Genomic DNA, 26,487 nt, shown 5'->3' with positions numbered 1-26,487 from the left:
CGGTGCCTGAGTCCTCGGAGCGCGGCCGGGCCGGTCCCAAGGGGCCGGTAACACCCGCGAATCCGCTCATCGCGTCCGGAACGACCAGCGGCGAGGCCGCAGGGCGTTCCGAGACCGGCGTGGCCCACCGCCCGCCCCTGCCGCGATTTTCCTGGAGGTCGCCCTCGTGCAGACCCGGATGCTGAGCCAGTCGGAACCCATCGCGCCTGCCGCGCTCGTCGATCCGGAGACCGGGGCGCTGCCCTCGGTACCGGTGCAGCGGCACGCGGTGGGCCACCCCGAGAACCCGCCGGCCCCCGAGACGTCCGTGGAGGAGGAGCAGCCGGAGGCACCCGAACCGGAACCACCCGCACGCTCCCGCACCGAGAGCGCCGGGCCCTCCTCGGACCTGTTCCGCCAGTACCTGCGCGAGATAGGGCGGATACCGCTGCTCACGGCGGCCGAGGAAGTGGAACTCGCCCGCCGGGTCGAGGCGGGCCTGTTCGCCGAGGAGAAACTCCTGGGCGCCAAGGACCTCGACTCCTCGCTCGCGCATGACCTGGACCGCCTCGTCGTGATGGGCCGGATGGCCAAGCGGAGGCTGATCGAGGCGAATCTGCGGCTGGTCGTCTCGGTGGCAAAGCGCTACGTAGGACGCGGCCTGACCATGCTCGACCTGGTCCAGGAGGGCAACCTCGGCCTGATCAGGGCGGTGGAGAAGTTCGACTACGCGCGCGGCTACAAGTTCTCCACGTACGCGACCTGGTGGATCCGCCAGGCGATGTCCCGCGCCCTCGCCGACCAGGCCCGCACCATCCGGGTCCCGGTGCACGTCGTCGAACTCATCAACCGTGTCATCCGCGCCCAGCGCCGCCTGCTCCAGGAGCGTGGCTACGAGCCCACCCCGCAGGAGGTCGGCGACCAGCTCGGCCTCCCGCCCGAGCGGGTGAGCGAGGTGCTGCGCCTCGCCCAGGAACCGGTCTCGCTGCACGCCCCGGTCGGCGAGGAGGACGACGTCGCCCTCGGCGATCTCATCGAGGACGGCGACGCCGCCTCCCCGGTCGAGTCGGCCGCCTTCCTGCTGCTGCGCGAACACCTCGACGCGGTCCTGTCCACCCTCGGCGAACGCGAACGCAAGGTCGTCCAGCTCCGCTACGGACTCGACGACGGAAGACCCCGCACCCTGGAGGAGATCGGCCGTCTCTTCGGGGTGACCCGCGAACGCATCCGCCAGATCGAGTCGAAGACCTTGAGCAGGCTGCGGGACCATGCCTTCGCGGAGCAACTGCGCGGCTATCTGGACTGAGCGCGGTCGGCCGAGGGCACTCGGAGGCGAACCAGCTCTCGTCCGCCTCGCCCTTCTGCTCGTACATGCCGCACTCGACAGCAGCGAAAGCGCTCCCGCACCAACCGCCACTCGAACCCATATACGCCTCATTGGGGCAGTTCGCCGTAGAAGATCCGCAGTACGACAGACCGTCTTCACCGCCGAGCCCGTCGGTGAAGTTGCCATGATCCGGGCCGAGTTGGGAGCTTTTCGATGTGCCGATAAAGTCCCCGCATGTCCCTGCGTGAGCGTCTCCGTCAAGCCCTGCCCGAAGCGATGCGTGCCCGCGACAAGGCCGCGGTGAGTGCCCTGCGGGCGACGCTCGGCGCCCTGGACAACGCGGAGGCGGTGCCCGTGGGTGAGGCCGGGCCTGGAGCCTCGGCGCTGGAGGCGTCGCCGGTCGGGGCCGGTGCCACCGAGGCGGTGCGGCGGGAGTTGAGCGAGCGGGACGTCGTCGGCATCGTGCGCGCCGAGGCGGCCGAACGGCTGGACGCCGCCGCGCAGTTGACCGCGCCCGCACACGCCGATCGCGCGGAGCGGCTGCGCGCCGAGGCCGCGGTTCTGCTCGGCCTCCTCGGCGACGGCGACGGCGACGGCGACGGCGACGGTGACAGCGACGGCGTCAGCGACACCGACGGCGGCGATGGCCGCGACAGGGGCGAGGGCGAGAGCGAAGGCGTTCCGGCGCCTCATCGTGCCTGACCCACAACTTCCCGGCGCCTCGTTGTACCTGGTTACAGCCCTGCCGTGACCGAGTGCAGTCGTGTGCACGCATGCCGTGAACTTCTGTCAAGCCTCTGTACGGGGGTGTTACCTAGGGGTAACTTCGCTGGCGCTTGCTTCTGTGATTGATTTCACGAGCCCAGGGGGAGTTGTGTCCACACCCATGCCCAAAGCCCTGCCCAAGGGGTCCGTGCGCCTGCTGGCGACGGCGGTCGTCGCCTCGCTGACCCTGGCCGCCGCCCCGGCCGCCCTGGCCGCGCCCACCGCGGCGGCACCGGGCTCCGCGCCCTCCGCGGTCGCGGCGAAGGACCCGTTCTACACCTACGACGGCGCCAAGCCGCTGTCCTCGTACGCGCCCGGCGACGTACTGAAGACGCGGACGCTGACCTACCACGTCATCGGCATCCCCACGCCGGTGAAGGCGGTCCAGCTGCTGTACCGGACCACGGACGCCAAGGGCCGCCCGGCCGCCAACGTGACCTCGGTCGTGCGCAGTATCAAGGGCGACAGCAGCAAGGCCCTGTCGTACCAGTCCTTCTACGACTCCCTGGACCCCGAGCACGGGCCCTCCCGCTCGATCGCCGGAGACGTCAGCCTCGGCGGCCTGATCGCCGACGTCGAGTCCCTGCTCCTGACGCCCGCCCTGCTCCAGGGCTACAACCTCGTCATCCCGGACACCGAAGGGCAGGACGCCCACTTCGCGGCCGGACCCGAGTACGGGACCAACACCCTCGACTCGATCCGCGCCGTCACCCGGTCCTCGGCGACCGGCATGAACTCCGACACGCGCTTCGGTCTCGCGGGCTACTCCGGTGGCGCCATCGCCACCAACTGGGCGGCGGCGATGGCCCCCGAGTACGCCCCCGACGTCAACAAGAAGCTGGTCGGCTTCGCCGAGGGCGGTGTGCTCGTCGCCCCGGCGCACAACCTCAAGTACGTGGACGGCAGCAAGGTCTGGGCCGGCATCATCCCGATGGCCGTCATCGGCGTCGCCCGCTCCTACGAGATCGACCTCAAGCCCTACCTGAACGCGTACGGCCTGGAGGTGTACAAGAAGCTGGAGCGCGCCTCGATCATCAACGTCCTCGGTCAGTACCCCGGGCTGACCTGGAAGAAGATGACCAAGCCCGAGTACGCCGACCCCAACTCGATCCCGGAGTTCCTCACCGCGGTCAACAAGGTCAACCTCGGCTCGGCGGGCACCCCGACGATCCCCGGCTACATCGCCCAGGGCAACGCCGGAGTCCTGGAGGGCACCTTCAACAACCCGCCCGGCGTCGGCACCGGCGACGGCGTCATGGTCGCGGGCGACGTCCGTGCGCTGGCCCGCCAGTACTGCGCCACCGGCAACAACGCGATCTCCTACGACCAGCACAATCTGCTGAGCCACTTCGGCGCCACGCTGCCCTGGCTGCCCACCACCCTCAACTGGCTCAACGACCGCTTCGCGGGCAAGCCCGCCCCCTCCGACTGCGGCCGCATCCCGGCGGGCAACTCCCTGGAACCGGAGAAGCCGACGACTCCGGGGGCCTGACGGGCGACCGGCGATCGGCGACCGACACCTGTTCCTGCTCCGCCCCGCTTTCCCGCCCGTGTGACGGGCGGGAGGGGCGGGGCAGGCCGTAAGCCGCCTGGGTCCGGGCGTGGCGTTCAGGCCGCAGGGGCGAGGAACTGGCGGCCGCCGCGCAGTGCGGTGCGCAGGGTGCGCTGGGTCGCGCGGCTGTCGAGGCGTACGTCGAGTGCTCCCGGCAGTGCGCTGTCCGCCCGCAGGCCCGCGGGCAGACGGGAGCTGTCGAGCCCGTCGCGCCGGGCGATGAGGATGCCGAGTTCGTGACGGCTCAAGGCGTCGGTTCCCCCGAGATGACGGATTCCGCTCGCCTCACCCGAGGCAAGTTCCAGGAGAGCCGCGGCCAAGTCGGCCACATGCACCGGGCGCTGCGCGGGGGCCAACCGGGCGAGAGCCCGCCCGCCCAGTTCGGATGATCTTCGTTGAGTAGGGTGAACGTTCGATAGCGGACAACGGCCCTGTGCCGCCCGTGGAACTCCCCGTACGCGCACGGAACTTGCCGCCGTGCTCGTGCACCGCGCCCGGAACTCCGGCGCGGGAAAGTGAAGAGGAACAGATGCAGCCGACCTTCGTACTGGTTCACGGAGCCTTCGCGAACTCCTTCTCGTTCGCGCCGCTCCAGGCCGAACTCGGGCTTCTCGGGCACCGTTCGGTCGCCGTCGACCTGCCGGGGCACGGGTTCGCCGCGACCTACGCGTACGGCTACCAGGCGCCGCAGAACCCCGAGGAGCTGGCCGCGGTGCCCGGCTCCATCAAGGGCGTCACGCTCGCCGACAACGCCGCGCACCTGATCGGGGTTCTGGAGCGGGCCAAGGCGAACGGGCCGGTGATCCTCGTCTCGCACAGCCGGGGCGGCGTCACGGCCACCGCGGCCGCCAACGCCCGGCCGGACCTGATCGACCGCCTCGTCTACGTCTCGGCCTGGTGCCCGGTCGACCTCGACGTCAACGACTACTACGCCGAGCCGGAGATGGCCACGGTCGACGCCGCCTCCCTCGCCCTCGCGCTGGCCGGAAACCCGGCCGAACTCGGCCTGCTGCGCGTCAACTTCCGTACCGCCGACCCGGCCGCCCTCGCCGCGTTCAAGGCGGCCTTCCTGGCCGACGGCACCGACGAGGAGTTCCTGACCTTCCTGAACACCTTCCAGCCCGACGAGAACCTGGACGTCGGCACCTCCGCCGACCGCGCGCAGGCCGCGACCTGGGGCCGCGTCCCCAGGACCTACGTACGCCTGGCCGACGACACCAGCCTGCCGCTCGCCCTCCAGGACCGGCTGATCCGCGAGGGCGACGCACTGACCCCGGACAACCCGTACGACGTCCGCACGCTGGAGGGCAGCCACCTGAAGTGGCTCGTCCACCCGGCACCGGCGGCCCGGGTCCTGGCCGAACTCGCCACGCTCCAGGGGCCGCTCGCGGGTTCGTAATCGATACGCACGTATACATCGATACGTCCGCAGACATCGATACGTGCGCATACGACGGGGCCGCCGCGAACTCCCGTCCGCAGCGGCCCCGTTGACCGGCAGGCCCACAACGGGCCCTCGCCGGACTCGATTTGCTAGTCCACCTCGGCCACCGCCTGCGCGAACTGTGCCGCGTACAGGCGCGCGTAGGCGCCGTCGGCGGCGAGGAGTTCGGTGTGGGTGCCCTGTTCCACGATGTCGCCGTCCTCCATCACCAGGATGGTGTCGGCGTCGCGGATCGTGGAGAGCCGGTGGGCGATCACGAAGGAGGTGCGCCCGTCCGAGAGGCGGGCCATCGCCTTCTGGATCAGCACCTCGGTACGGGTGTCCACGGAGCTGGTGGCCTCGTCCAGGACGAGGATCACCGGATCCGACAGGAACGCCCGTGCGATGGTGAGGAGTTGCTTCTCGCCCGCGCTGACTCCGGTGCCCTCGTCGTCGATGACGGTGTCGTAGCCCTCGGGTAGGGTGCGGATGAAGCGGTCCGCGTGTGCCGCCCGCGCGGCCGCCTCGATCTCCTCGCGGCTCACCTCGCGCTGGGCACCGTAGGCGATGTTCTCGGCGATGGTGCCGCCGAACAGCCAGGTGTCCTGGAGCACCATGCCGATGCCGGAGCGCAGCTCGTCGCGGCTCATCCGGGCGATGTCGGCGCCGTCCAGGGTTATCCGGCCGCCGGTCACCTCGTAGAAGCGCATGAGCAGGTTGACCAGGGTGGTCTTGCCCGCGCCCGTGGGGCCGACGATGGCCACGGTGTGGCCCGGCTCCACGGTCAGCGACAGGTCCTCGATCAGCGGCCTGTCCGGCTCGTAACGGAACCGGACACTCGCGAACTCCACCTTGCCGAGCGGTACTTCGGGGCGCACGGCGGCCTTGCCGGTGGGGTCGGCGCTCTGCTCCTCGGCGTCCAGGAGCTCGAAGACGCGCTCGGCCGAGGCCACCCCGGACTGCACCATGTTGGCCATCGAGGCGACCTGGGTGAGCGGCATCGAGAACTGCCGCGAGTACTGGATGAACGCCTGGACGTCGCCGATCGACAGCGCGCCGGAGGCGACCCGCAGACCGCCGACCACCGCGACGAGCACATAGTTGAGGTTGGAGACGAACAGCATCAGCGGCTGCATCACACCACTGTTGAACTGCGCCCGGAACGAGGCCTCGTAGAGCTCGTCGTTCTGTTCGGTGAAGCGCTTGGCCGACTCGTCCTGGCGGCCGAAGACCTTGACCAGGGTGTGGCCCGAGTACATCTCCTCGACGTGCGCGTTGAGCACACCGGTGGTGCGCCACTGCTGCACGAAGTGCGGCTGGGAACGCTTGCCGACCCTGGTCGCCACCATCAGCGACAGCGGCACCGTCACGAGCGCCACCAGAGCGAGCAGCGGCGAGATCCAGAACATCACCACCAGGACGCCGACGATGGTCAGCAGCGAGTTGATGAGCTGGCCCAGTGTCTGCGACAGCGTCTGGCCGAGGTTGTCCAGGTCGTTGGTGGCCCGGCTGAGCACCTCGCCGCGCTGCCGCTTGTCGAAGTACGACAGCGGCAGCCGGGACAGCTTGGCCTGTACGTCGCCGCGCATCCGGAACACCACGTTGTTGATGGCCCGGTTGGCGAGGCGGGTGGCGACGGCCATCAGCAGTCCGGCGCCGAGGAAGACCAGGAGCGCGAGCAGCAGTACGGCGCCCACGTCACCGAAGTCGACGCCCTCGCCGGGGGTGAAGTCCATCCCGGAGAGCATGTCGGCGACGCCGCCGTCACCGCGCTCGCGGGCCTCGTCGATCGCCTGCTCGCGGGTCAGTCCGGAGTCCATCCCGTCCCCGACGATGCCCGCGAAGACCAGGTCGGTGGCCTCGCCCAGGATCTTCGGGCCGACCACGGACAGCGCGACGCTGAGCACCGTGGCCACCAGCATCGCGATGACCACGAGCCGCTCCGAACGGAACTGCCCGAGCAGCCGCTTGCCGGAGCCCTTGAAGTCCATGGACCGCTGGTCGGGCCCGCCACCGGCCATCATCCGTCCCGCAGGTCCCGCCATCAGGCCGCCTCCGCTTCCGTGAGCTGGGAGAGGACGATCTCCCGGTAGGTCTCGTTGCTCTCCATGAGCTGGTGGTGGCGTCCGGTGCCCACCACACGGCCCTCGTCGAGGACCACGATCCGGTCGGCGTCGCGGATGGTGGACACCCGCTGCGCCACGATCACCACGGTCGCCTCGGCCGTCTCCCGGCTCATCGCCCGGCGCAGCGCCGCGTCGGTGGCGTAGTCGAGGGCGGAGAAGGAGTCGTCGAAGAGGTAGATGCGCGGCCGCTGCACCAGCGTCCGCGCGATCGCGAGCCGCTGCCGCTGACCGCCGGAGACGTTCGTGCCGCCCTGCGCGATCGGTGCGTTGAGGCCGCCCTCCAGCTTCTGCTCCACGAACTCCCGTGCCTGCGCGACCTCCAGGGCCTGCCACAGCTCCTCGTCGGTGGCCTCCGGGTTGCCGTAGCGCAGATTGCTCGCCACGGTTCCGGCGAAGAGATACGGCTTCTGCGGGACGAGGCCGACCGTACGGGCCAGCGTGCGCGGGTCGATCTCGCGTACGTCGACGCCGCTCACCAGGACCTCGCCCTCGGTGGCGTCGAAGAGCCGGGGGACCAGGCCGAGCAGGGTCGACTTGCCGCTGCCGGTCGAGCCGATCACTGCCACCGTCTCACCGGCCCCCGCGAACAGGTCGACGGCCCTCAGCACGGGCTCCTCGGCGCCCGGGTAGCGGAAGCCCCCGCCGCGGATCTCCAGGCCGGCGGCCGCGGGCAGTTCCCGTACGCCGTCGGTGGGCGGCACCACGCTGCTCTCGGTGCCGAGCACCTCCTCGATGCGCTCGGCGCAGACCTCCGCGCGCGGCACCATCATGAACATGAAGGTGGCCATCATCACGGCCATCACGATCTGCATCAGATACGCGAGGAAGGCCGTGAGCGCGCCGATCTCCATCGCGCCCTCGTCGATGCGGTGCGCCCCGAACCAGACCACGGCGATGGAGGAGATGTTCACGACCGTCATCACGAGCGGGAACATCAGTGCCATCAGCCGTCCGGCGCCGAGCGAGACCTCGGTCAGGTCCGAACTGACGCCGTGGAAACGCTGCTTCTCGTAGTCGTCGCGGACGAAGGCGCGGATGACACGGTTGCCGGTGATCTGCTCGCGCAGCACCCGGTTCACCGTGTCGAGCCGCTCCTGCATGCCGCGGTACAGCGGCCGCAGCTTGCGCACGATCAGAAAGACGCCGAGGCCGAGCACCGGCACCACGGCGAGCAGGACGGAGGAGAGCGGTACGTCCAGGCCGAGGGCCATCACGATGCCGCCGACACACATGATCGGCGCGGAGACCATCAGCGTGAACGACATCAGGACCAGCATCTGGACCTGCTGAACGTCGTTGGTGGTCCGGGTGATCAGCGAGGGTGCCCCGAACGCGCCGAGTTCCCGGGCGGAGAAGGACTGCACCCGCGCGAAGACGGCGGCGCGGATGTCCCGCCCGATCGCGGAGGCCGTACGGGCGCCGTACCAGACGGCCCCGATGTTGCAGATCATCTGTACGACCGTGACGGCGATCATCAGCGCGCCGAAGGACAGGATGTAACCCGTGTCCCCCTCGACGACACCGTTGTCGATGATGTCCGCGTTCACGGTGGGCAGGTAGAGGGTGGCGCACGTCTGCAGGAACTGCAGCGCCACGAGCAGGGCGATGGGTTTGCGGTACGGGCCCAGGTGGGCCCGCAGAAGTCGTATGAGCACGCGCGGTCTCTCGGCTCTGGAGGGTGGCTGGCTGGCGGGCGACGGGATGCCGGTGCCCGCGGAGGTCGTGACGGAACGGCGGCCGGTTCGCGGGCGAGGGTCCTCGCTCCGGCCCGCGCCGGGCACCAAGCCCATCCTCCGTCATCGAGGGGGCCTTGCTTCAACCGAATAAGCCAAGAGCGGTTCAAGATGCGGCCATGAACGGGTTGCGGCCATGAACGAGTGAGGAGACGGTGGCTCGTCACGTGTGCGTGTGGGGTGGCGGGCCGCCCGTCCTCAGTAGAAGACCCCCGGACTCAGCCGAAGGTCCCGGACTCAGCCGAAGGCCCCCGGGTGCATCTCGTCCCGTACGGATTCGTACTGCTGGCGCACCGCCTGGCCCACCGGCAGTTCCTCGCCCGGCTCGAAGACCTGGGCGGGGGCGCCCTGCCAGGCGGGTGGCGCGGCCGGGTCCTGGGACCCCCGCGAGACACCGAGCGCCCAGGCGGCCTGCCGGGCGGCGCCGATCGCGGCGTAGTCGCCGGGCTGCGGTACGAGGACCTGGGCGCCGAACAGGGCGGGCGCGAGCGCCTGCACCGCGGGCAGGTCGGCCGCGGCGCCGAGCAGGAACACCCGGCGCACCTGGACCCCGCGCCCGCGCAGCACCCCGAGCGCGTCGGCGAGCCCGCACAACATGCCCTCGAAGGCCGCCCGTGCCAGGTGCTCCGGCTTCATCGACTCACGGCGCAGACCGGTCAACGTGCCTGCGGTGTGCGGCAGATGGGGAGTGCGCTCACCTTCCAGGTACGGCAGCAGCACCAGGCCGTGCGCGCCCGGCGTCGACTTCAGCGCGAGCTGCGACAGCTCCTCCAGACCGATGCCGAGCAGTTCGGCGGTGCCGCGCAGGGTGCGCACCGCGTTGAGCGTGTGCACGACCGGCAGTTGGCCGCCGGTGGCGTCCGCGAGCGAGGTGATCATGCCGCCCGCGTCGGTCAACGGCTCGTCGTGCACGGCCATCACCGAGCCGGAGGCGCCGAGCGAGACGACCGCGTCGCCCTGTCCGACCCCGAGTCCGAGCGCCGCCGCCATGGTCTCGCCGGTGCCCGCGGAGATCAGCAGCCCCTCGGGCGTGGTCCCGGCCGCCTCGCCGGGGCCGATCACCTCGGGCAGCGCGGCCTGGTGACCGAGGGCCAGTTCGACCAGGTCGGGGCGGTAACTGCCGCTCGCCGCGGACCAGTAGCCGGTGGCGGAGGCGCCGCCGCGGTCGGTGGTGCGGCGACCTGGACGGCCGAGCAACTGCCAGACCAGCCAGTCGTGTGCCTGGAGCAGCGTCGCGGTGCGCCGAGCCGCCTCGGGTTCGTTGCGGGCCAGCCAGCGCAGCTTCGTCACCGGATGCGCGGCCTGCGGCACACAGCCGACGGCCTGCGTCCAGGCCTCGCGTCCGCCGAGGGCGTCGACCAGTTCGGCGGCGGCCACCTGGGCGCGCTTGTCGTTGCCGGTGAGCGCCGGGCGCACGGTGGACCCCTGGGCGTCCAGCGGGACCAGCGCGTTCTGCTGCGCCGAGACCCCGATGGCCTGCACCTTCTCGAGGAGCCCGCCGCCCGCCGCCTCGCCCAGGGAGAGCAGCCAGCTCTGCGGGTCCACGTCGGCCGGGCGGCCGCCCTCGCCGCTGTCGAGCGGGTGCGCGGCATGACCCTGCCGCAGTACGGCCCCCGTCTCGGAGTCACAGACGACGATGCGTGTGTAATCGGGCGAACTGTCCAGCCCGGCGACTATCCCCATGCGGGAATTCTGCCGCACTCCACCCCGGGGCTGCGCGCGGAGTACGTCCGGGGGCTCGGGCGGGGGTCCGGCCGCTGAGGCCGGAAGGGTCCGCGGGCGAGCGGACCGGGTACCGCCGGGAGGGAGATCCGCGTCCGGCCGGAGGGAGATCCGCATCCTGCAGGAGGCGATCAGTGGTCCGCGGACCGAGGTTCACGGTCCGCGGACCACTGTCCGCACGTCCGCCTCAGGATGTCCGCCTCAGGTGTTGCTGGTGCCCCAGTCGTCGTGGCCGTTGTGCCGGGTGCGTTCGCGCAGGGAGCGGACGCGGCCCTGTACGGAGGCCGGTACGTGGTCGCCGACCCGCTCGTACGCCGAGTCGAAGGCCTTGTGCGCGGCGGTACGGCCCTGCTGTGCGGCGGTCTCCGCGGCATTGCGGACCGCAGGGTTCTCCGCGATCTCGCGAGCCGACTTCTTCAGCTGCTCGTAGCGCTCGCGTCCGGCCCGGGTCCCGAGCACGTAACCCAGGGCCAGTCCGGCAATGAACGTGAGCCGGTAGCGCATGGCTGCCACCCTTCCTTGCGAGGTCGTCGGTCGCGGGGGATACCGATTGGCAAAGCACCCCCCTGCTTGCGCTAATGTATGTGTCGCAGCGAACGTCCGCCGCCCGGAATTCACGCAGGCAGGTGCGTTCGACGCAACGAGGCAATCCTCCGTAGCTCAATTGGCAGAGCAGCCGGCTGTTAACCGGCAGGTTACTGGTTCGAGTCCAGTCGGGGGAGCCAATCCTCCGTAGCTCAATTGGCAGAGCAGCCGGCTGTTAACCGGCAGGTTACTGGTTCGAGTCCAGTCGGGGGAGCTGCCGGAGAGGACCCCCGAGGGGGTCCTTTTTCGTTGTACGGGTTTCGTCGAGCGCGCGCCTCCCGGCCGCCGCGCCCCTGCGGACGTGGGGCCGCCGCGAGCTGTCGCCCGTGCGAGGTGTTCCGTCGTCGCCGTGTTGACGCGAGAGCGGGCTCGCCTTGAGCGGCCGAGCGGCAGCCCGTACACAGGCCCGTTCGTACGCGCTTGGTGCACGCCCGTGAGCAGCGGGTTTCCCTGGTCGTGGGCGGGGAGCGGGGCCGTGCATCGGTTGCTGTTTCCGGCGGGGAGAGTTCCTATGGAGGCACTGGTTCCCCGCCCGTTGCGTACTCGCGGGGGATGTCCAGGCGCCTCGTCCGGCGCCGCGCCCGGAGAAGAGGTGAGCCGCGGTGAAGGAGCCCGAGGCCCGATCCACCGGTGGCACCGGCCGCACCAGCTGGAAGCGTCTCGCCTTCGTGGCGATCCCGGTCGCTGTGGTGTCCGGCATCCTCCTCGCCGGTATCGGCTCCGGAGTGGTGCCTGCCTCCCTCTCGGTGACCACACAGTCGCTCGCCCTGTCCGGACAGGAGCTGAAGATCTCCGCGGACAGCCTCAAGGGCAAGGGCTTCGCGCAGTACGTGGACGTCGACGAGACCGCACGCGGCGACAAGGCGTCCGGGGTGACCCGGATCGACGACGGCGACATCAAGGACCTGTGCCAGTCGACCGTGGCCGACCTGCCGGGGATCGGCAAGGTGACCACGCTCATCAGGGCGGGACGCGGGGACCGGCCGGTGCATGTGAAGGGACTCGTCATCCGTACCAACTCCCTCGAGGGAGACGCCGAGTTCCGCAACATCGAGATCGGCAAGGACGCCAACACCTCGAAGCGCATGCGCGAGGCCCCCGACGGCTCCTTCGGGCAGGAAGGCGACCGGGTCACCATCCAGAACCTGCGCCAGAACGCGATCGGGGTACGGGCCGACCAGTTCAAGCTCACCGGCCTCCATCTGACCGTCAAGCGCGGCGACCACTCCTGCTACTGACCTTGCGCGCGCCGCCCCTGCCAGGCCCGGGCCCCTGAGGGAGCCCGGGCTTCGCCGTGCGGTGCCGCCGTGCGGTTCCTCCGTACCGGGCTGGACTGAACGGGTCCAATTCCGACCGAGGGGCCGCCCCCATCCCCTGATCCGCCGCTGTGTAGTCGTATGTTCCGTTTGCCTGATGAGTGCTCGCGTAGTAGGGCACGCGGTCGACGTCGGATCGGGACCCGCCGGCCCCGGATCGCCTCCGACCCCCGGCTGTGGCACCGGCAGACCTCACAGAGGGAAGACACAGATGATCAGCGGTCAGGACAGGGCCCCTGCACCGGGCCGTACGAGATGGCTGCGGCTCGCGGTCGTCATGGTGCCGACACTCGCGGTCTCGGGCGGCATCCTCGCCACGATGTCCACCGGCGCCCTCGCCGCCTCCTTCGGCGTCTCCGCCAACTCCTTCACGGTGTCCGGCAAGAGCTTTCAGGTCTCCGCGGACAGTCTCAAGGGCCGGGGCTTCGAGCAGTTCGGCGTCCTGGACCGGGGCAAGGACGCCGTCTACCCGGAGGCGTTGACCGCGATCAGAACCGCCGATCTGAGGAACATCTGCCAGTCCGTGGTGCAGAGCGTGCCGATCATCGGGGACGTCACGCTGCGGCTCACGGCGGGCAGGGGGGCCAGGCCCGTGCACGTCGACCGGCTCGTGGCCAATGTGCACGACCTCAAGGGCGACGCCTCGTTCACCAACATCCAGATCGGCCGCGACGCCTCCACCGTCAACCAGGTCCCGGGCGTCACCGGGCCCTCGGGCGGATTCGCGCAGCAGTCGGACACGGTCCAGATCATGAGGCTCCGCCAGGAGACCCGGTCGATCAGCGCGGCGACGTTCCGGCTGCCCGGCCTCCATCTGACGGTGAAGAGGGGCGACCACTCGTGCTTCTGAGGCGTGGACGGCGGCGGGGCGCGGGCGACGGCGAGGGCCCGGGAGACGAGCAGGGGCCGCGGGACGGGGACGCGAGCGGCGACGGGAACGCGGACGTGATCGGCGACGGAACCGTGAACGGTGACGGAACCGCGAACGGCGACGAGAACGGTCCCGGTGATGGAAACGGTCCCGACGGGGAGGCCTCCGGGGACGGTTCGGGTGAGGGCAACTGGGCGCCGCCACCGCGGACCGGCCGTGGCTTCCGATACTGGCGGCGCACCCGGCCGTTCTGGGCGGGCCTGTGGACCGCGGCCTCGGGTGTGGTGCTGCTGTCCATTCCGATGGCGCCGCTCGGACTGCTCATCCACGAGGGCGTGGCCGGGGTCTCCGGCCTGCTGATGGGCGTGTTCCTGGTGATCCTCGGACTCGCCATGTGGCTGGCGCCCGGCTACCGCGTCTTCGCGGGCATCGCCGCCCTGGTCTTCGCCGTGGCCTCGCTGATCCTCTCGAACCTCGGCGGCTTCCTGATCGGCTTCATGCTCGGCGTACTCGGCGGGGCCATGGCGGTCAGTTGGCTGCCCGACGACCAGCGCCCGCCGCGCGAGACCCGTGACCGGCGCCGGTGGAACGGCCGCGGGGGCTGGACCCTCACGGACACCAAACCCGGGGCGGGGGACGGGGGTTCGTCCGCCGTCGAGCAGGGCGGCGGTTCCTCTGCCGGGGAACAGGGCGGCGGCTCCTCCTCCGGTGGCGACCAGGGTCCGTCGGGCGGCGGCGGTGACAGCGGCGGTGGCAGTGACGGGCCGGGCTCCGGTCCCGGCGAGGGGCCCCGCCCGGGTGGTCCGGCGACGTCCGGAGGATCGGGCGGCACCGGGGAACTCGACTCGACGCTGGAGATGCCGGTGATCACGGCGGACCCACAGCCCGCACAGCGGACCGCCCCCGCCTCCCGCCCGGCCACCTCGCGTACGGGAGAGCCCGCGGTCTCCCGTACGGGCGGCCGCACGAAGGGCAGACGCGCGGCGTCGCGCGCGGCCCTCGGCGGCGGCCGCGCGAAGCGCCCGGCCACGGCGGAGGGGCCACTTCGCAGGACGGAACGCGCCGCACCCGACGCGCACTGAGGTTGCGCGGAAGGGCACGGCACAGTACGGGAGTTCGCCCGGCCGGGCAGCGCAGGACCGGGCCGGTCGGCAGAGCGGAGGAGAGGCGACGGTGGGAAGAGGTCGTGGGCCCGGGGCGGCCGGTGCGGGAGAGAGTCCCGGCCGGCGGACCGCCGGTGCCGGGGGCGACACGCACCGGAGCACCGCCGGGGAGCAGAGTGTCGCGGCGGGGTCGGGTGCCGCTTTGAGGGGTGCCGGGCCGGGGCTGGACGTCGAGCCGCAGGCCGTGCGGCAGGGCTCTGTGCGGGAGGACTCCGTCGGGCAGAACTTCGTGCGGCAGGACTCCGTGCGGCAGAACTCCGGCGGGTCTCGCGGGAACGGTGCGCGGCGTGGTGCGCAGGCCCGGTTCCCGCGTACGCGACTGGGTGCGCTCAGCGTGCTGCCCGCGGGGGCGCTGCTGGCCACCGGCGTGCACGTGCCCACCGCGGCGGCGCCGGGACGAGCCGAGAGTGCGGCCCAACAGGGCCTGCACCAGGGGGCGTTGCCGTTGGCCGACGCGGTCGAGGACCAGGCGCGGTCGGTGTGTTCGCTGCTCGACGGGCTGCGCCGCGCGACCGGGGGCGCGGCCTACGGCAAGGGGCTCGGCGTGAGGCTGGGACAGCCCGGCGACGAGGGCGCGGCGGACGGCCACGAGGACCGCGACGGCAAGGGGAAGGAAGAGAAGGAAAAGGACGAGGGCAAGGGAAAAGGCAAGGGCAAGGGCAAGCCGGGGAAGGGCGAGGGGGAAGACGGGGGAGGGGAGCGGGACCGTGACGGCGCGGACAAGGACGGTGCCCGCCCGCCGAACCCCCGTAACGAGGTGGGCCTCGACCTCGGCCTTTCCGCCAAGAAGGAGGGCAACCGGACCTCCCTGCCGGGGCCGAGGGACCCGGATCACGGGCCGTCGTCCCCGGCGCCCGACGGAGGACCGCCCGACGCAGGATCGCCCGTCGCCGGTTCACACGAGGGCGGGCCGCAGTCCGGCAGCGGCCCCTCGGAACCGCCGCGCAAGAAGGGCCTCCTGCGCAAGGTGACCGGCCTGCTCGGGCTCGGCGGACGCGACGAGAACGCTCCTCGTCGCCCGCGCTCCGGCTACTCGGGCATCGAACACCAGGGCGCCGCACGGGACTTGGTACGGGACTCGATGTCCGGCGGCGGTCCCGGATCAGGTTCGGAAGGCCCGGGTGGCGGCGGCCGGGGTCCGGAGCAACACGGACCAGGGCCGCACCAACAGGGCGAGCCCGGGCAAGGGGAACAAGGACAACGAGGGGAACAAGGACAGCAAGGGGAACAGGGGCCGGGGGAGCACGGACACGGCACCGACGACCGTCCCGGCGCACGGCAGGGGCAGACACCTCCGCCGGACGGAGGCCCGGGCCCCGGCCACGAAGACGGCGCGAACCACGGCCCCAACTCGGACCACCGGTCCGACCGCCTCGACAACACCCGGCCCGACCACGACCCTCGCGACCACAACCCCCGCGACCGCGACCGGGACGCCCGCGACGACAACACCCGCGCCCACGACGACGACCGCAACCCCCACGACCACCGCAACCCCCACGACCCGAACCACCCCGACAACTCACCCCACAAGCCCGGCGACCCCGACGACCCCAACCACCCCCGCAAGCGTCCGCCCTCCCGCCTGGCCCTCCCCCTCCCCCAACTCCCCCTCGACGGCGGCATGCGGACGCTGTCCTCGCTGCTGCCGCTCAACCTGCGGCTGGGGCCGGGCGCCAACAGCGGGGACAGGTCGCCGTGGTGTCTGCCGGACGTGTCGCTGGGGCTCGGCTCCGGTGGGCTCGGTGGGGCGCAGCTGCCCGAGCGGCTCGCGGTGTGGCCGGCGGCGGTGCGTACGCCGTTGCTCGTACTGACGGGTCTGACCTACCGGGGGATCCGGGAGGTGGACACGGCGGCCGGGCCGAAGCGGGTGCTGGCGTTCACGGCGTTCCGGCTGGACATCGCCGATCTTCAGCAGGACGCGGCGCTGCTCGGCGCGAAGTGCCCCGGGCAGCGGGACTTCGAGGAGCCGCGGCCGCCGGACTTCCGTGGTCTGCCCGGGCTGCGGCTGCCGCTGCTCGACATCGGGCTGCCGGGCATCGGCCGGGTACCGCAGGACAGCCCCAACCCGTACCCGGACTGCCTCGGCACGCTGCGTACGGCGGGCGAGGGAACCACCTCCACGGCGACCGGCGAGCCGGTGGTCCTGCTCACGCAGATGCTCAGCGGCAATCTGCTCGGCCTGCTGCCGGTCACCTTCACGCCGGACATGCCCCCGCCGCTGCCGCCCGGCCTGACCCTGCCGATCCCGCTCTTCTTCACCGATGTCATCGCCCACAACCAGCTGTTGCAGGCGGAGGACCTGAACATCCCGAACCTGCACCAGTCCCTGCCGTAGCCACCCGGATCGCCGAGCCCGAGCCCCCTGGCCCCAACTCCCGGGCCCCAACTCCCGCTTGTCCGGGCCCCGCAGGTCCGGACAATACGGACACCTGGGAACGCATTCGTCGACTCGCCCTCCGCTGTGGCGGGATTGTTGCCTGCGGGCGGGAAGAGGCCTGTCCCGAGTCGGATACGCTCCCCGTTGACTTCGGGGTATCGGCAGGGTCTGAACTGCCGTGAACAGGGGACGGTTTCCGGATGAGCAGCGCACCATCTGCCGAGCATTTCCAGCCACTGCAGGAGGACGACCCGGCCGTGGTCGGCGGATACCGACTGGCCGCGGTGCTCGGCGCGGGCGGTATGGGCAAGGTGTATCTCACCTACACGCCGGGCGGCCGCCCGATCGCGCTGAAGGTGATCCGTCCGGAGTTCAGCGAGGACCCCGAGTTCCGCCGTCGCTTCCAGCAGGAGGTGCAGGCGGCGCAGCGGGTGCAGGGTCTGTACACCGCGCCCGTCATCGACTGCGACACCGAGGGCTCCCAGCCCTGGCTGGCCACCGCCTACGTACCCGGGCCGTCCCTCGCGCACGCGGTCGCGGCGCACGGCGCGCTGCCGGTACGCAGTGTGCTGCTGCTGACCGTCGGGGTCGCGGAAGCGCTGAGTGTCATCCACGGGGCGGGCATCGTGCACCGCGACCTCAAGCCCGCGAACGTCCTGCTGGCCTCCGACGGACCGCGCGTCATCGACTTCGGTATCGCCCGCGCCGCCGACGCCACCGCCCTGACCGGCAACGGTGTCACGGTCGGCACCCCCTCCTTCATGGCGCCCGAACAGGCCGCCACCGGCACGGTCACCCCGGCCACCGACATCTTCGCGCTCGGCCAGATCGCGGCCTACGCGGCGATCGGCGCACCCGCCTACGGCGACGGGCCCTCGCACGCGGTCCTGTACCGGATCGTGCACGAGGAGCCCGATCTCAGCAGGCTGCCCGAGGAGTTGAGGCCGCTGGTGACCCGCTGTCTCAGCCGTGACCCCGCCGACCGTCCGGCGCTGAACGAGGTCATCGAGCTGTGCCAGTCGCTCTCGCCGACCCCGCTGCGGCAGGGCGAGGACTGGCTGCCGCGGGCGGTGGCCGGTTCCATCACCGAGCGGCTGCAACTGCCCGCCCCGGCCAAGACGCCGCCGCCGATGCCCGGCGCGGCGCCCACGCCCACCGAGTACTCCCCGCCGCCGACCCAGGGCACCCCGGCGGGTCCGTACGCCCCGACCGGCCCCCAGGCGCCCGCCGCGCCGGGTGGCTTCGGCCCGGCGGCCGCGCCGACCCAGGGCGCCCAGCCCGCGCCCGGTTCGGTCCCGCCGCCCGGCTTCCACACCCCGGCGCCCACTCCGGCTCCCGGCTACCACACCCCGCCCCCGGGCGGCGGCGGTTACCAGCCCACCCCGCTGCCTTCCGGCGGCGGACCGCGGCCCTGGGGAGCGCCCCCGCCGCCGCGCAAGAAGAAGAGCGGACTGATCGCCGTCGCGGCGATCGTCGGTGTCCTGGTCGTACTGGGCGTCATCGGCGCCCTGGTCCCCGACGACGAGAAGGACAAGTCCGAGTCCAACGCCGGTCCCAGCAGCAGCAGTTCGCAGGGTTCGGGGTCGTCGGCGGGTGCCGGCTCCTCGGACGGCGGCACCGGTGACGACTCGGGCGGCAAGCGGCCGGACCCCAAGCCCGTCTCGTACACGGGCGTCGACCTGGTCGATGGCTACTACCTGATGTTCGCCGACAACCCGCGCTCGCCGATCGAGGGTTCGGGCGGCGGAGTGATGTACGACGGCGGCGACTTCTACTACGACGGCGACTCCAGCAGTCTCAGCGAGTCCGAAGTGGGCAGCAACAACGGCAAGTTGGTGCTCCTGAACAACTCGCAGCAGGGTTCCCTGGAGACCTGCCGCGCGGAGACCCGCTACACCGAGGAGATCAGCCTCGACCAGCTCAGCGACGGCTCCCAGATGTGTGTGCTCAGCGATGCCGGACATGTCGCCGTGGTGACCTACCGCGGCAAGTCGGGTGCCAGCGACCCCAGCGACTACGTGAAGCTCGACCTCACGCTGTGGCGCAACGCGGAGGAGCCAAAAGAGACGGAATAGGCGCGCCGCGCGGGCCGGTTCGGCCGCCCCGCACACCGCCCGCCCGACCGTTCCGTTTGGCATTCCGCCCACGGAGCAGGTGACCGCCGTCCGTTCTTCGGACAACCGCCCCGACCGCCGCCGGACGCCCCGGCGGCGGTCGCGTTTCGTGCGGCGGTTCCCGCTTCCGCTTGCGCCTCCGGATCGGTGCGGAACCCGTCATTCCTGCCCCACGGAGATCGGCCACCGTCAATTCCCAGCCAGAAAAGGCGCTTGACCATTGCTTTGGCATGGGTGAGCCTTCCGGTGCGCAACCGCCGTACCTGGCAGGCCAGTTGGTCTGCGAGGCGGAGTGCGGCCGAACCACTGAGCGAAACGGGGATGAACTGATGAGTGCACCGACGCAGACCGGGCCTGCCGAGGGTGGCTTCGACGCCGCGGGCGAGGAAGCGGGGCGCAAGTGGCTGTCCCAGATCATGATCGCGCCCGCGGCCTCACGGGCCGTCCATGCCGCCGTGAAGCTCGGCCTGGTGGACGCGATCGGTGGGGGCGCCCGCACCGTGGCGGACATCGCCGGGGACCTGAACACCGACCCCGAGGCGACGCGGCGGCTGCTGCGGGCGCTCGCCGCGCTCGGCCTGTTCACCGAGAACGAGCCCGACCTGTTCGCGACGACCGTGCAGGGCGCCCTGCTCTCCACCGGCCGCCCGGACTCGATGAGCGAGTTCGTGCGGATGTACAGCGACCCGGTGATGACCCAGGCCTGGGACACCCTGGACGAGAGCGTCCGCAGCGGAAAGCGGTCCTTCGACGCCATGTTCGGCACGGACTTCTTCTCGTACCTGGCGAAGGAGCCGGAGCTGTCCGCCCGCTTCAACGCCACGATGGCCGGGTTCACGTACACGGTGGCGCAGCTCCTGCCGGGCAGCTTCGACTTCGGCAAGTACTCCTGTCTGGTCGACATCGGCGGCGGCGACGGCACCCTGCTGGCCGGTGTACTGAGCCAGCACCCCTCGCTGCGGGGCGTGGTGTACGACTCGGAGCGGGGCCTGGCCCAGACGGCGCAGACCTTCGAGTACGCGGGCATCGCCGACCGTGCCTCCGCGGTGGTGGGCGACTTCTTCAGCTCGGCGCCCGAGGGCGGCGACCTGTACCTGATGAAGAACGTGCTGCACGACTGGACCGACGAACAGTGCGTCCAGATCCTGCGGAACATCCGCTCGGTCATCCCGTCGAACGGACGGCTGCTGCTCGCCGACCCCGTGCTGCCCGCCCTGTCCGGTCCGCAGAGTCCCGCGAACCTCTACCTGACCGACCTGCAGATGCTGCTGCTGCTCGACGGCAAGGAGCGCACCGAGCAGGACCTGACCGAGCTGTTCCGGGCGGCGGGCTTCGCCGACCCGACCTTCACCCCGCTCGGCCAGCCGGAGTTCGCTCTCACGCTCGTCGAGGCGGCACCTGCCGGCTGAGCGGGTCGTCCCGCAAGGCAAGCGCGAACCGACCGGCCCGGGGCGACACTCGCCCCGGGCCGGCCGGCTTCCCGGCTCCACTCCCCGGACCCCCGTCAGCCCGGCTGCTCCTCCGTCTCCATCAGATCCAGGTCCGGCGGCACCAGCGTCGTCGACTCCACCAGCCCCCTGAGCAGGTTGTGCAGCAGGCTGTTGTCCGAGGGACGTCCGGCTTCCTTGTCGTGCAGCAGGGGGTACGGGAAGCCGTCGCTGAGGCGGCGGCGCACCGCCTCGACGCGGTACTCGATCCTGCGCTCGCCCCAATTGCCGTCCGGCCGCAGGTAGCAGAGCTGCTCGGCGGCGCGTTGGTACGTCAGCGGGCGCGGGTCCTTCTCGTACAGCAGATAGCGCTGCCCGAGGACGACCAGGAGCAGGCGTTCGTTCGGGTCCAGCGGCCAGCGCTTGGGCGGCATGGTGTCGGCTTGCCGCCGGGAGACGCGGCCGGGGTGGTCGTGGCCGGTGACGTACAGCTCGACCAGGTGCTCCCGGTGGCCCGAGCCCTTGACGAAGACGGGTGTGTAGCCGGTCGCGAGCGGCACCGGGTCCGTGCTGGCGTGCATCAACTGGCCGCCCGGCAGCCGGACCAGCTGCTGTCCGGTGTTGCGCAGCCACCAACGGCGTTTGCGGTACGTGAGTTCGCCGTGGCGGCGGCTCACCCTCAGGTCGTCCTCGCCGACGCCGAGGTCGACCTGCGGCCGTTCCCCGCGCCCGAACCGCAGCACGGCTCCGGGCTGCGGCGGGACCTCGAGACCGCCCGACACCGTGCGCGCGTGGAGCGTTCCGGGCGCGGCCACGGCCACGCCGCGCGCAAGGCTTTCGGAGCTGAACAAGGCACGCCTCCTCGGGATCGTCCGGCGGTGCCGGGCGGGGCCGCGACAGCCCCGCCACCAGCATGCACCGTAGGTACGGGACCCCTCCCCAACCCGGGCCCGGGGCAAGGCGAGAAGTACCTCCCCGGCCCCAACTCCAATCGTCCTAGCGATTGTTGAGCTCGCCGACGGCGGAGTGCGCGAGCTCGGTGGCCAGTTGCCGCAGCCGTGCCGGGTCGTCCTCGCCGCCCACGGTGAGGTTCACGGTCTCCACCGCACTCTCGCCGTGGTCGTCACGGTAGGAACGGTGGACGACGCGCACCCGGCAGGTCTCCTCGCCCTCGCCCTCGGGTTCGACGACCGCGTCCCGGCCACCGATCCGGGTGGGCGTCCCGTCCTCGGCCGAGGGTGCCGGGCCCCGGTCGAAACGCAGCTCGATCCAGAGCCCGTTGGTGGTGCTCGCCCACTCGCAGTCCCAGTTCCCGTAGCCGATGTCGGGGTCCCTGGCGTCGATGCCGGGCACGATCTCCAGGGCCTGGGCGGTGAGCAGCGTGCAGGCGTCCCGCTGCGCGAGCGAGGCCGCGGTGAGCGGGGGCGAGCGGCGGGGGAGCGGCCCCCGGTCCAGGACCTCGGCCGCGCTGTCGGCGGCGGTGTCGGCGATCGTGCACAGCGACGCCCCGCCCCCGTCGCCCGCGTCGTCCTGCTTCGCCCGCACGACGACGGTCACGTCCTTGTCGGGCGGCAGCAGCGTACGGCCGCACTCGTCGCTCTCGGGTTCGTCCGTCACGATGCCGATGCCGCCCACCGTCCGTGCGGGGGCGGCCAGTTCGGAGTGTCCGCCGAAGTCGAGGTTGACCTCGACGTCGACCGGATCGCCCGTGCCGGTGTCCACCAGGACGTCACAGCGGTCGAAGTTGCCGTAGTCCCGGTCGCGTTCGCTCTCGCCGTACTCGGCGAGCGCCGCGGGCTCGGTCAGCGCGCAGGGGTCGGCACTGCGGTGATCGCCGAACACGGAGCCGCGCGGATGCGTACGCGGCGGGCTCGACGTGGACGCACTCGGCCCGGACTTCGGGTCGTCACCGTCCAAGGCCTCGTTGTCCCCACCGCCGAGCGACGTCAGCCAGAGCGTGCCGACGACCGCGAGGACGACGACCCCCGCCAGCGTCCCGTAGAGCGCGGGCCGCCGCCGGACGGAGCCGGTGGCCGCCGCCCAACGCCCGCCGCCCGCAAGGCCGTTGCTCGTGCCGCCCGCTGCGCCACCGGCCCCACCCGCTGCTGCCGCGCGCCCCGCGCCCGGCGCGGTACGGGTCATGTCCTCCTCGCCGGTGTCGGCCGGGGGCAACGGCCCCTGCGCACCGGCGACTTGCTCCAGCCGGGCGCGTACCTCGTGGGCGGCCGGGCGCTCGTCGGGGTCACGGGCGAGCATCGAGGGCAGGACCTCGGCCAGTATCCCGCAGTCGGCGTCCAGCGCCGTCTCGCCCCGGGCGGCCTGCTGTTCGGCGACGAAGGGGTCAACGCCCCGCCGCGCGCCGGGCCGTGGCGGCAGTCCGGTGACCAGGTAGTACAGCATCGCCCCGAGTGAGAAGACGTCCGAGGCGCGCTGCGGCTGTCCGGCGACCATCTCGGGCGAGGCGAAGTCGGGGGTGTAACTGACCGCGCCGTTCTGGGTGATGGTCTCGCGTCCGCCGACGCGGTACGCGGCCCCGAAGTCGGCCAGCTTGGCCAGACCGTCCGGTGTGACCACGACATTGCCCGGCTTCACGTCGCCGTGCACGATGCCCTCGGCGTGCAGGGCGGCCAGCGCGTCGGCGATCTGGACACCGATCCTGGCCACCCGCTCCGGGTTCAGCGGCGGCCGGTGGTCCAGGCTGCCCCCGGCCACGTATTCCATGACGAGCCACGAGGTCGTCCGTCTGCCGGTGCGGATCTCCTCGACGGTGAACAGCGTCACCACATGCGGATGACTGAACCGGGCCAGCGCCCGGCCCTCGGCGCGCAGCCGGTCGATCCGCTCCTGGCCCGCGTCGGCCGCAAGTACCCGTTTCAGGACGACGGGCCTGCTCAGGTCCTCGTCCTCGGCGAGCCACACCTCGCCCATTCCACCCTGCAGTGGCCCTCGCACCAGGCGATACCGCCCGTTGACCACTGTGCCGATGCGCACCCCGTCTCCCCTCAACCCGTGGCCGCGTACCGTCGACCGGCGTGCGTGCAGCGAACCTATTGCGGGTGGGTCACACCGGGTGACGCCTTCACCGGATGTTCGCGAGGTTTCGCGATACGGGGGTGGGGCGGGGTGGGGTGGGGTGGTTGGTTCGGCTTCCGGGTGCCAGGTGCCAGGTGCCAGGGGCCGGGGGCCGGGGGCCGGGGGCCAGGTTCCGGTTCTCGGGTTCGGTGTCCTGGCTTCCGACTCCCGGGTCCTGGCGCCCGGCTTCGGGCTTTGGCTTCCGGCTCCGCTTTCGCTTGCGCCGACGGTCAGGCGCGAGTGGACTTGCGCCTGAGCACCGTCAGCGGCAGCCGTCGCCGTACGGGCGGCCGGACGGCGGCGGCCTCCAACAGGGCGGTGCGCTCGGCCAGTTTGACCCGGGGGCGGCCCTGGAGTGCGCCCGCCTCGCGTTCGGCCCGGTCGATGGCCTGCCAGTCGTCGAGCCCGAGGCCGGGCGGACGCCGGTCGGCGGCGCGGGGCGCGGGTGCGGTGAGCCGGCCCGCGTCGAAGTCGTCGAGCAGCGCCTCGACGGTCTCCTGCGAGCAGCTCTTGTTGGTGCCGATGAAGCCGCTGGGTCCGCGTTTGATCCAGCCCGCGACGTAGACGCCCGGCGCCACCCGGCCCCGCTCGTGCGGGACGGTGCCGTTCGCCTCGTCGAACGGGAGCCCCGGTACCGGACGGGCCCGGTACCCCACGGCCCGCAGGACAAGACCGGCCTCGATGACCTCCGTCCGTCCGGTGGCCACCGCGCGTACGGTGCCGTCGTCCTCGGCGTGCAGCCGGGTACGGGCCACCTCCAGGCCGCTCACCCGGTCCTCGCCGAGGATCCGGGCCGGAGCGGTCAGGAAGCGCAGGACGATACGGCGCCGGCCCGGAGTCGGTGTCCGTGCGGCCAGTTCGGCGAGCAGCGCGGCCTTGGCCGGGTCGCCCGCGAGCCACGCCCCGTCGGAGCCGTCGACGCCGTCCCCGTCCTCGGTGAAGGCGTCGCCCTCCACGAGGACGTCGACCCCGTCCAGGGCGGCGAGCGCGATGAGTTCGGGCACGGTGAAGGAGGCCTGGCCGGGGCCGCGCCGCCCGAGCACCACCACCTCGCGGATCCGGCTGTCGCGCAGTGCGGCAAGGGCCGTGTCGGCGATGTCGGTACGGGCCAGGGCCTCGGGGTCGGCGGTCAGCACCCGTGCCACGTCCAGGGCCACATTGCCGTTGCCGACCACGACCGCCCGCTCGCGGTCCAGCGGGTACTCGGCGCCCAACTGGTCCGGGTGGGCGTTGTACCAGGCGACGAAGTCGGTGGCGCAGACGCTGCCGGGCAGGTCCTCGCCGTCGATACCGAGCCGCCGGTCACCGGCCGCGCCCACCGCGTAGATCACGGCGTGGTAGTCGCGTACCAGGTCCTCGTGGCGCAGGTCCTTGCCGATCTCCACGCCCAGCCGGTACGTGAACCCCCGCTGGCGCTCGATGGCGCCGAAGAGGGCGGTGACCCCCTTGGTGTCCTGGTGGTCCGGGGCGACCCCCGCGCGCACCAGACCGTAGGGGGTGGGCAGCCGGTCGTGGACGTCGACCGTCACGCCCGGGTGCTTGAGCAGTTCGTCGGCGGCGTAGAGACCGGCCGGGCCCGCGCCCACCACGGCCACCCGCAGTCCGGTCCCCGACAGCTCGCGCTGCGCCGGGACGAGCGCCATCGGCGTGCGGTCCGGGTGCGGATCGTCCGTGTAGTAGGCGGAGTTGAGGTCGAGGAAGGGCTGCTCGGCCTCGGTGAGCCGGGTGTGCGGCTTCAGCGCGTCGACCGGGCAGGCCGTGGCGCAGGCGCCGCAGTCGACACAGGTGCGCGGGTCGACGTAGAGCATCTCGGCCTCGGCGAAGCCGGGCTCGCCCGGTGCGGGGTGGATGCAGTTCACCGGGCAGGCCATGACGCAGGAGGCGTCGGCGCAGCAGGAGCGGGTGACGACGTAGGGCATGAGGTTTCCTGGGTCGTTCAGGCGGCCAGCGAAGCCGGTTCACCGCGGTGGCGGGAGGGGCGTCCGTCGATGCGCAGGGCCTTCCACACCCGGCGCGAGACGGGGTTCATCAGACCGGCGTCCTGGGCGAGCATGCGCACGTCGGCGAAGACGTCGCGGAGCATCTTCTCGCCCGAGGGGCTCTTCCAGAACACCTCGCGCAGCACCTTGTGCGGCACGCCCATCTGCCGGGCGACCTCCTTGCCGGGGATGGTGATGACATCGCCGAGGACCCGCATCACGACGGGGAACACGATCGACAGAAGTGCCCTGCGCGTGCGGCTCAGTTGGGGCGTCCTGCGCTTCAGGAACTCGTGCGCGAAGGAGATGTGGCGGGCCTCCTCGGCGATGTGGATCTGCATGATCCGCCGGAGCATCGGGTGCTGCGGACCGCCCTCGCGCAGCACCGCCTTCTGCAGGTGGTCGATGGGCTCCTCACCGGCGAGCACGCCGGTGAAGAAGACCTCCGGCCACAGCGACCCGGCCAGCGGCAGGAAGCGGCTGAGCACCCGGAAGGAGGGGCGTCCGCCGGGCACGTCGCAGCCCGAGCGGTTGACGAACTCCTGGAACATCTGGGTGTGGTGGGTCTCCTCGGTGCACTCGTGCGTGAGGTACCGGAACTCCGCCTTGCCGTTGGGCAGGCTGAACAGGTAGTCCATCGCACCGCGGATGAGCACGTTCTCGAACTGCATGCCGACCTTGGCGATGTTGGCCATCCGGATCAGGCCGACCTCCGCCTGCCGCTCGACCGGCAGGTTCTGGTACCACGGGTGACCGCCCAGCGGGTCGGCCGTGGGCAGCACCCAGCGCGGGTCCTTGGGGTCGATGTACCAGTCGGGGTGGTTCCAGTCGATGTCGGTGAACGCGTCGAAGTGCGTGTGCACCGACCCCTCGGACAGGGTCCTGAGCACCTCGGCGTAGTCGGCGTCACTGAGGTGGCTCTGCTCTGCCTTGAGCTGTGCTTTCATCGCGGC

The 26,487-nt window shown here is 71.7% G+C and carries 17 protein-coding genes, 2 tRNA genes and 2 pseudogenes; 12 read left to right on the top strand and 9 right to left on the bottom strand.

From position 1 onward, the window contains the following. Positions 1-2: 2 nt before the first annotated feature. From HUT18_RS07980 to HUT18_RS07970, 3 genes and pseudogenes are all read left to right on the top strand, one after another. Positions 3-1,285: pseudogene (locus HUT18_RS07980) on the top strand (RNA polymerase sigma factor). Positions 1,286-1,582: 297 nt separating this feature from the next. Further along, complete coding sequence (locus tag HUT18_RS07975; protein WP_254878945.1) at positions 1,583-2,008, top strand: hypothetical protein; 426 nt, start codon at positions 1,583-1,585, stop codon at positions 2,006-2,008. 172 nt (positions 2,009-2,180) lie between these two features. Beyond that, complete coding sequence (locus HUT18_RS07970; RefSeq protein ID WP_368661509.1) at positions 2,181-3,563, top strand: lipase family protein; 1,383 nt, start codon at positions 2,181-2,183, stop codon at positions 3,561-3,563. 116 nt (positions 3,564-3,679) lie between these two features. Here the strand turns inward: HUT18_RS07970 and HUT18_RS07965 are convergent. Then, positions 3,680-3,964 (bottom strand): annotated as a pseudogene (locus HUT18_RS07965) (dTDP-4-dehydrorhamnose reductase); the annotation flags it as partial. A gap of 188 nt (positions 3,965-4,152) precedes the next feature. Here HUT18_RS07965 and HUT18_RS07960 point away from each other — a divergent pair. Continuing rightward, complete coding sequence (locus HUT18_RS07960; protein ID WP_176099074.1) at positions 4,153-5,022, top strand: alpha/beta fold hydrolase; 870 nt, start codon at positions 4,153-4,155, stop codon at positions 5,020-5,022. 134 nt (positions 5,023-5,156) lie between these two features. Here the strand turns inward: HUT18_RS07960 and HUT18_RS07955 are convergent, their stop codons facing one another. The 4 genes from HUT18_RS07955 to HUT18_RS07940 all read right to left on the bottom strand — a co-directional run bounded on the left by HUT18_RS07955 (position 5,157) and on the right by HUT18_RS07940 (position 11,131). Then, positions 5,157-7,091 carry an ABC transporter ATP-binding protein gene (locus HUT18_RS07955; RefSeq protein WP_176099072.1) on the bottom strand — a complete coding sequence of 645 codons (1,935 nt, stop codon included), beginning with the start codon at positions 7,089-7,091 and terminating at the stop codon, positions 5,157-5,159. After that, on the bottom strand, positions 7,091-8,827 hold the full coding sequence (locus tag HUT18_RS07950; RefSeq protein WP_176099070.1) for an ABC transporter ATP-binding protein: 1,737 nt from the start codon (positions 8,825-8,827) through the stop codon (positions 7,091-7,093). Before HUT18_RS07950 ends, HUT18_RS07955 begins: the two co-directional genes overlap by 1 nt. A 315-nt stretch (positions 8,828-9,142) precedes the next feature. Beyond that, the gene (locus HUT18_RS07945; protein ID WP_176099069.1) at positions 9,143-10,588 is read right to left on the bottom strand and encodes an FGGY family carbohydrate kinase; all 1,446 of its coding nucleotides are present in this window, start codon (positions 10,586-10,588) and stop codon (positions 9,143-9,145) included. Positions 10,589-10,828: 240 nt separating this feature from the next. After that, positions 10,829-11,131, bottom strand: coding sequence for a YtxH domain-containing protein (locus HUT18_RS07940; protein ID WP_176104357.1), 303 nt, complete (start codon positions 11,129-11,131; stop codon positions 10,829-10,831). 145 nt (positions 11,132-11,276) lie between these two features. Here HUT18_RS07940 and HUT18_RS07935 point away from each other — a divergent pair. The 8 genes from HUT18_RS07935 to HUT18_RS07900 all read left to right on the top strand — a co-directional run bounded on the left by HUT18_RS07935 (position 11,277) and on the right by HUT18_RS07900 (position 20,465). After that, positions 11,277-11,352: transfer RNA gene (locus HUT18_RS07935), tRNA-Asn, on the top strand. 1 nt (position 11,353) lies between these two features. Continuing rightward, positions 11,354-11,426 (top strand) — tRNA-Asn (locus tag HUT18_RS07930). Between the two features lie 388 nt (positions 11,427-11,814). After that, complete coding sequence (locus HUT18_RS07925) at positions 11,815-12,450, top strand: DUF6230 family protein (RefSeq protein ID WP_176099067.1); 636 nt, start codon at positions 11,815-11,817, stop codon at positions 12,448-12,450. A 289-nt stretch (positions 12,451-12,739) separates the two neighbouring features. Then, on the top strand, positions 12,740-13,378 hold the full coding sequence (locus tag HUT18_RS07920; protein ID WP_176099065.1) for a DUF6230 family protein: 639 nt from the start codon (positions 12,740-12,742) through the stop codon (positions 13,376-13,378). After that, positions 13,369-14,481 carry a DUF6114 domain-containing protein gene (locus tag HUT18_RS07915; RefSeq protein WP_176099064.1) on the top strand — a complete coding sequence of 371 codons (1,113 nt, stop codon included), beginning with the start codon at positions 13,369-13,371 and terminating at the stop codon, positions 14,479-14,481. Before HUT18_RS07920 ends, HUT18_RS07915 begins: the two co-directional genes overlap by 10 nt. Before the next feature lie 280 nt (positions 14,482-14,761). Further along, complete coding sequence (locus HUT18_RS07910) at positions 14,762-16,900, top strand: hypothetical protein (RefSeq protein WP_176099062.1); 2,139 nt, start codon at positions 14,762-14,764, stop codon at positions 16,898-16,900. 242 nt (positions 16,901-17,142) lie between these two features. Beyond that, positions 17,143-19,017 (top strand): serine/threonine-protein kinase, encoded by a 1,875-nt coding sequence (locus tag HUT18_RS07905; RefSeq protein WP_176099060.1) that lies wholly within the window; start codon positions 17,143-17,145, stop codon positions 19,015-19,017. Positions 19,018-19,385: 368 nt separating this feature from the next. Further along, positions 19,386-20,465, top strand: a complete 1,080-nt coding sequence (locus HUT18_RS07900) for a methyltransferase (RefSeq protein WP_176099058.1) — start codon at positions 19,386-19,388, stop codon at positions 20,463-20,465. Between the two features lie 95 nt (positions 20,466-20,560). Here HUT18_RS07900 and HUT18_RS07895 read toward each other — a convergent pair whose 3' ends face one another. The 4 genes from HUT18_RS07895 to HUT18_RS07880 all read right to left on the bottom strand — a co-directional run bounded on the left by HUT18_RS07895 (position 20,561) and on the right by HUT18_RS07880 (position 26,481). After that, positions 20,561-21,334, bottom strand: a complete 774-nt coding sequence (locus HUT18_RS07895; RefSeq protein WP_176099056.1) for an FHA domain-containing protein — start codon at positions 21,332-21,334, stop codon at positions 20,561-20,563. A 145-nt stretch (positions 21,335-21,479) separates the two neighbouring features. Next, positions 21,480-23,474, bottom strand: coding sequence for a serine/threonine-protein kinase (locus tag HUT18_RS07890; RefSeq protein ID WP_176099054.1), 1,995 nt, complete (start codon positions 23,472-23,474; stop codon positions 21,480-21,482). A 311-nt stretch (positions 23,475-23,785) separates the two neighbouring features. After that, positions 23,786-25,474: an FAD-dependent oxidoreductase gene (locus HUT18_RS07885; RefSeq protein ID WP_176099053.1), complete on the bottom strand. Its 1,689-nt coding sequence runs from the start codon at positions 25,472-25,474 to the stop codon at positions 23,786-23,788. 17 nt (positions 25,475-25,491) lie between these two features. Next, positions 25,492-26,481, bottom strand: a complete 990-nt coding sequence (locus tag HUT18_RS07880) for a diiron oxygenase (RefSeq protein WP_176099051.1) — start codon at positions 26,479-26,481, stop codon at positions 25,492-25,494. Positions 26,482-26,487: the final 6 nt, after the last annotated feature.

Source organism: Streptomyces sp. NA04227, from assembly GCF_013364195.1.
Taxonomy (GTDB): Bacteria; Actinomycetota; Actinomycetes; order Streptomycetales; family Streptomycetaceae; genus Streptomyces.
This window is presented reverse-complemented; position numbering and strand designations above follow the sequence as displayed.

Coding starts and splice junctions, on each gene's coding strand:
- HUT18_RS07905 (WP_176099060.1), top strand. CDS start 17,143: ATGAGCAGCGCACCATCTGCCGAGCATTTCCAGCCACTGCAGGAGGAC.
- HUT18_RS07960 (WP_176099074.1), top strand. CDS start 4,153: ATGCAGCCGACCTTCGTACTGGTTCACGGAGCCTTCGCGAACTCCTTC.
- HUT18_RS07955 (WP_176099072.1), bottom strand. CDS start 7,091: ATGGCGGGACCTGCGGGACGGATGATGGCCGGTGGCGGGCCCGACCAG.
- HUT18_RS07940 (WP_176104357.1), bottom strand. CDS start 11,131: ATGCGCTACCGGCTCACGTTCATTGCCGGACTGGCCCTGGGTTACGTG.
- HUT18_RS07885 (WP_176099053.1), bottom strand. CDS start 25,474: ATGCCCTACGTCGTCACCCGCTCCTGCTGCGCCGACGCCTCCTGCGTC.
- HUT18_RS07900 (WP_176099058.1), top strand. CDS start 19,386: ATGAGTGCACCGACGCAGACCGGGCCTGCCGAGGGTGGCTTCGACGCC.
- HUT18_RS07975 (WP_254878945.1), top strand. CDS start 1,583: ATGCGTGCCCGCGACAAGGCCGCGGTGAGTGCCCTGCGGGCGACGCTC.
- HUT18_RS07880 (WP_176099051.1), bottom strand. CDS start 26,481: ATGAAAGCACAGCTCAAGGCAGAGCAGAGCCACCTCAGTGACGCCGAC.
- HUT18_RS07945 (WP_176099069.1), bottom strand. CDS start 10,588: ATGGGGATAGTCGCCGGGCTGGACAGTTCGCCCGATTACACACGCATC.
- HUT18_RS07920 (WP_176099065.1), top strand. CDS start 12,740: ATGATCAGCGGTCAGGACAGGGCCCCTGCACCGGGCCGTACGAGATGG.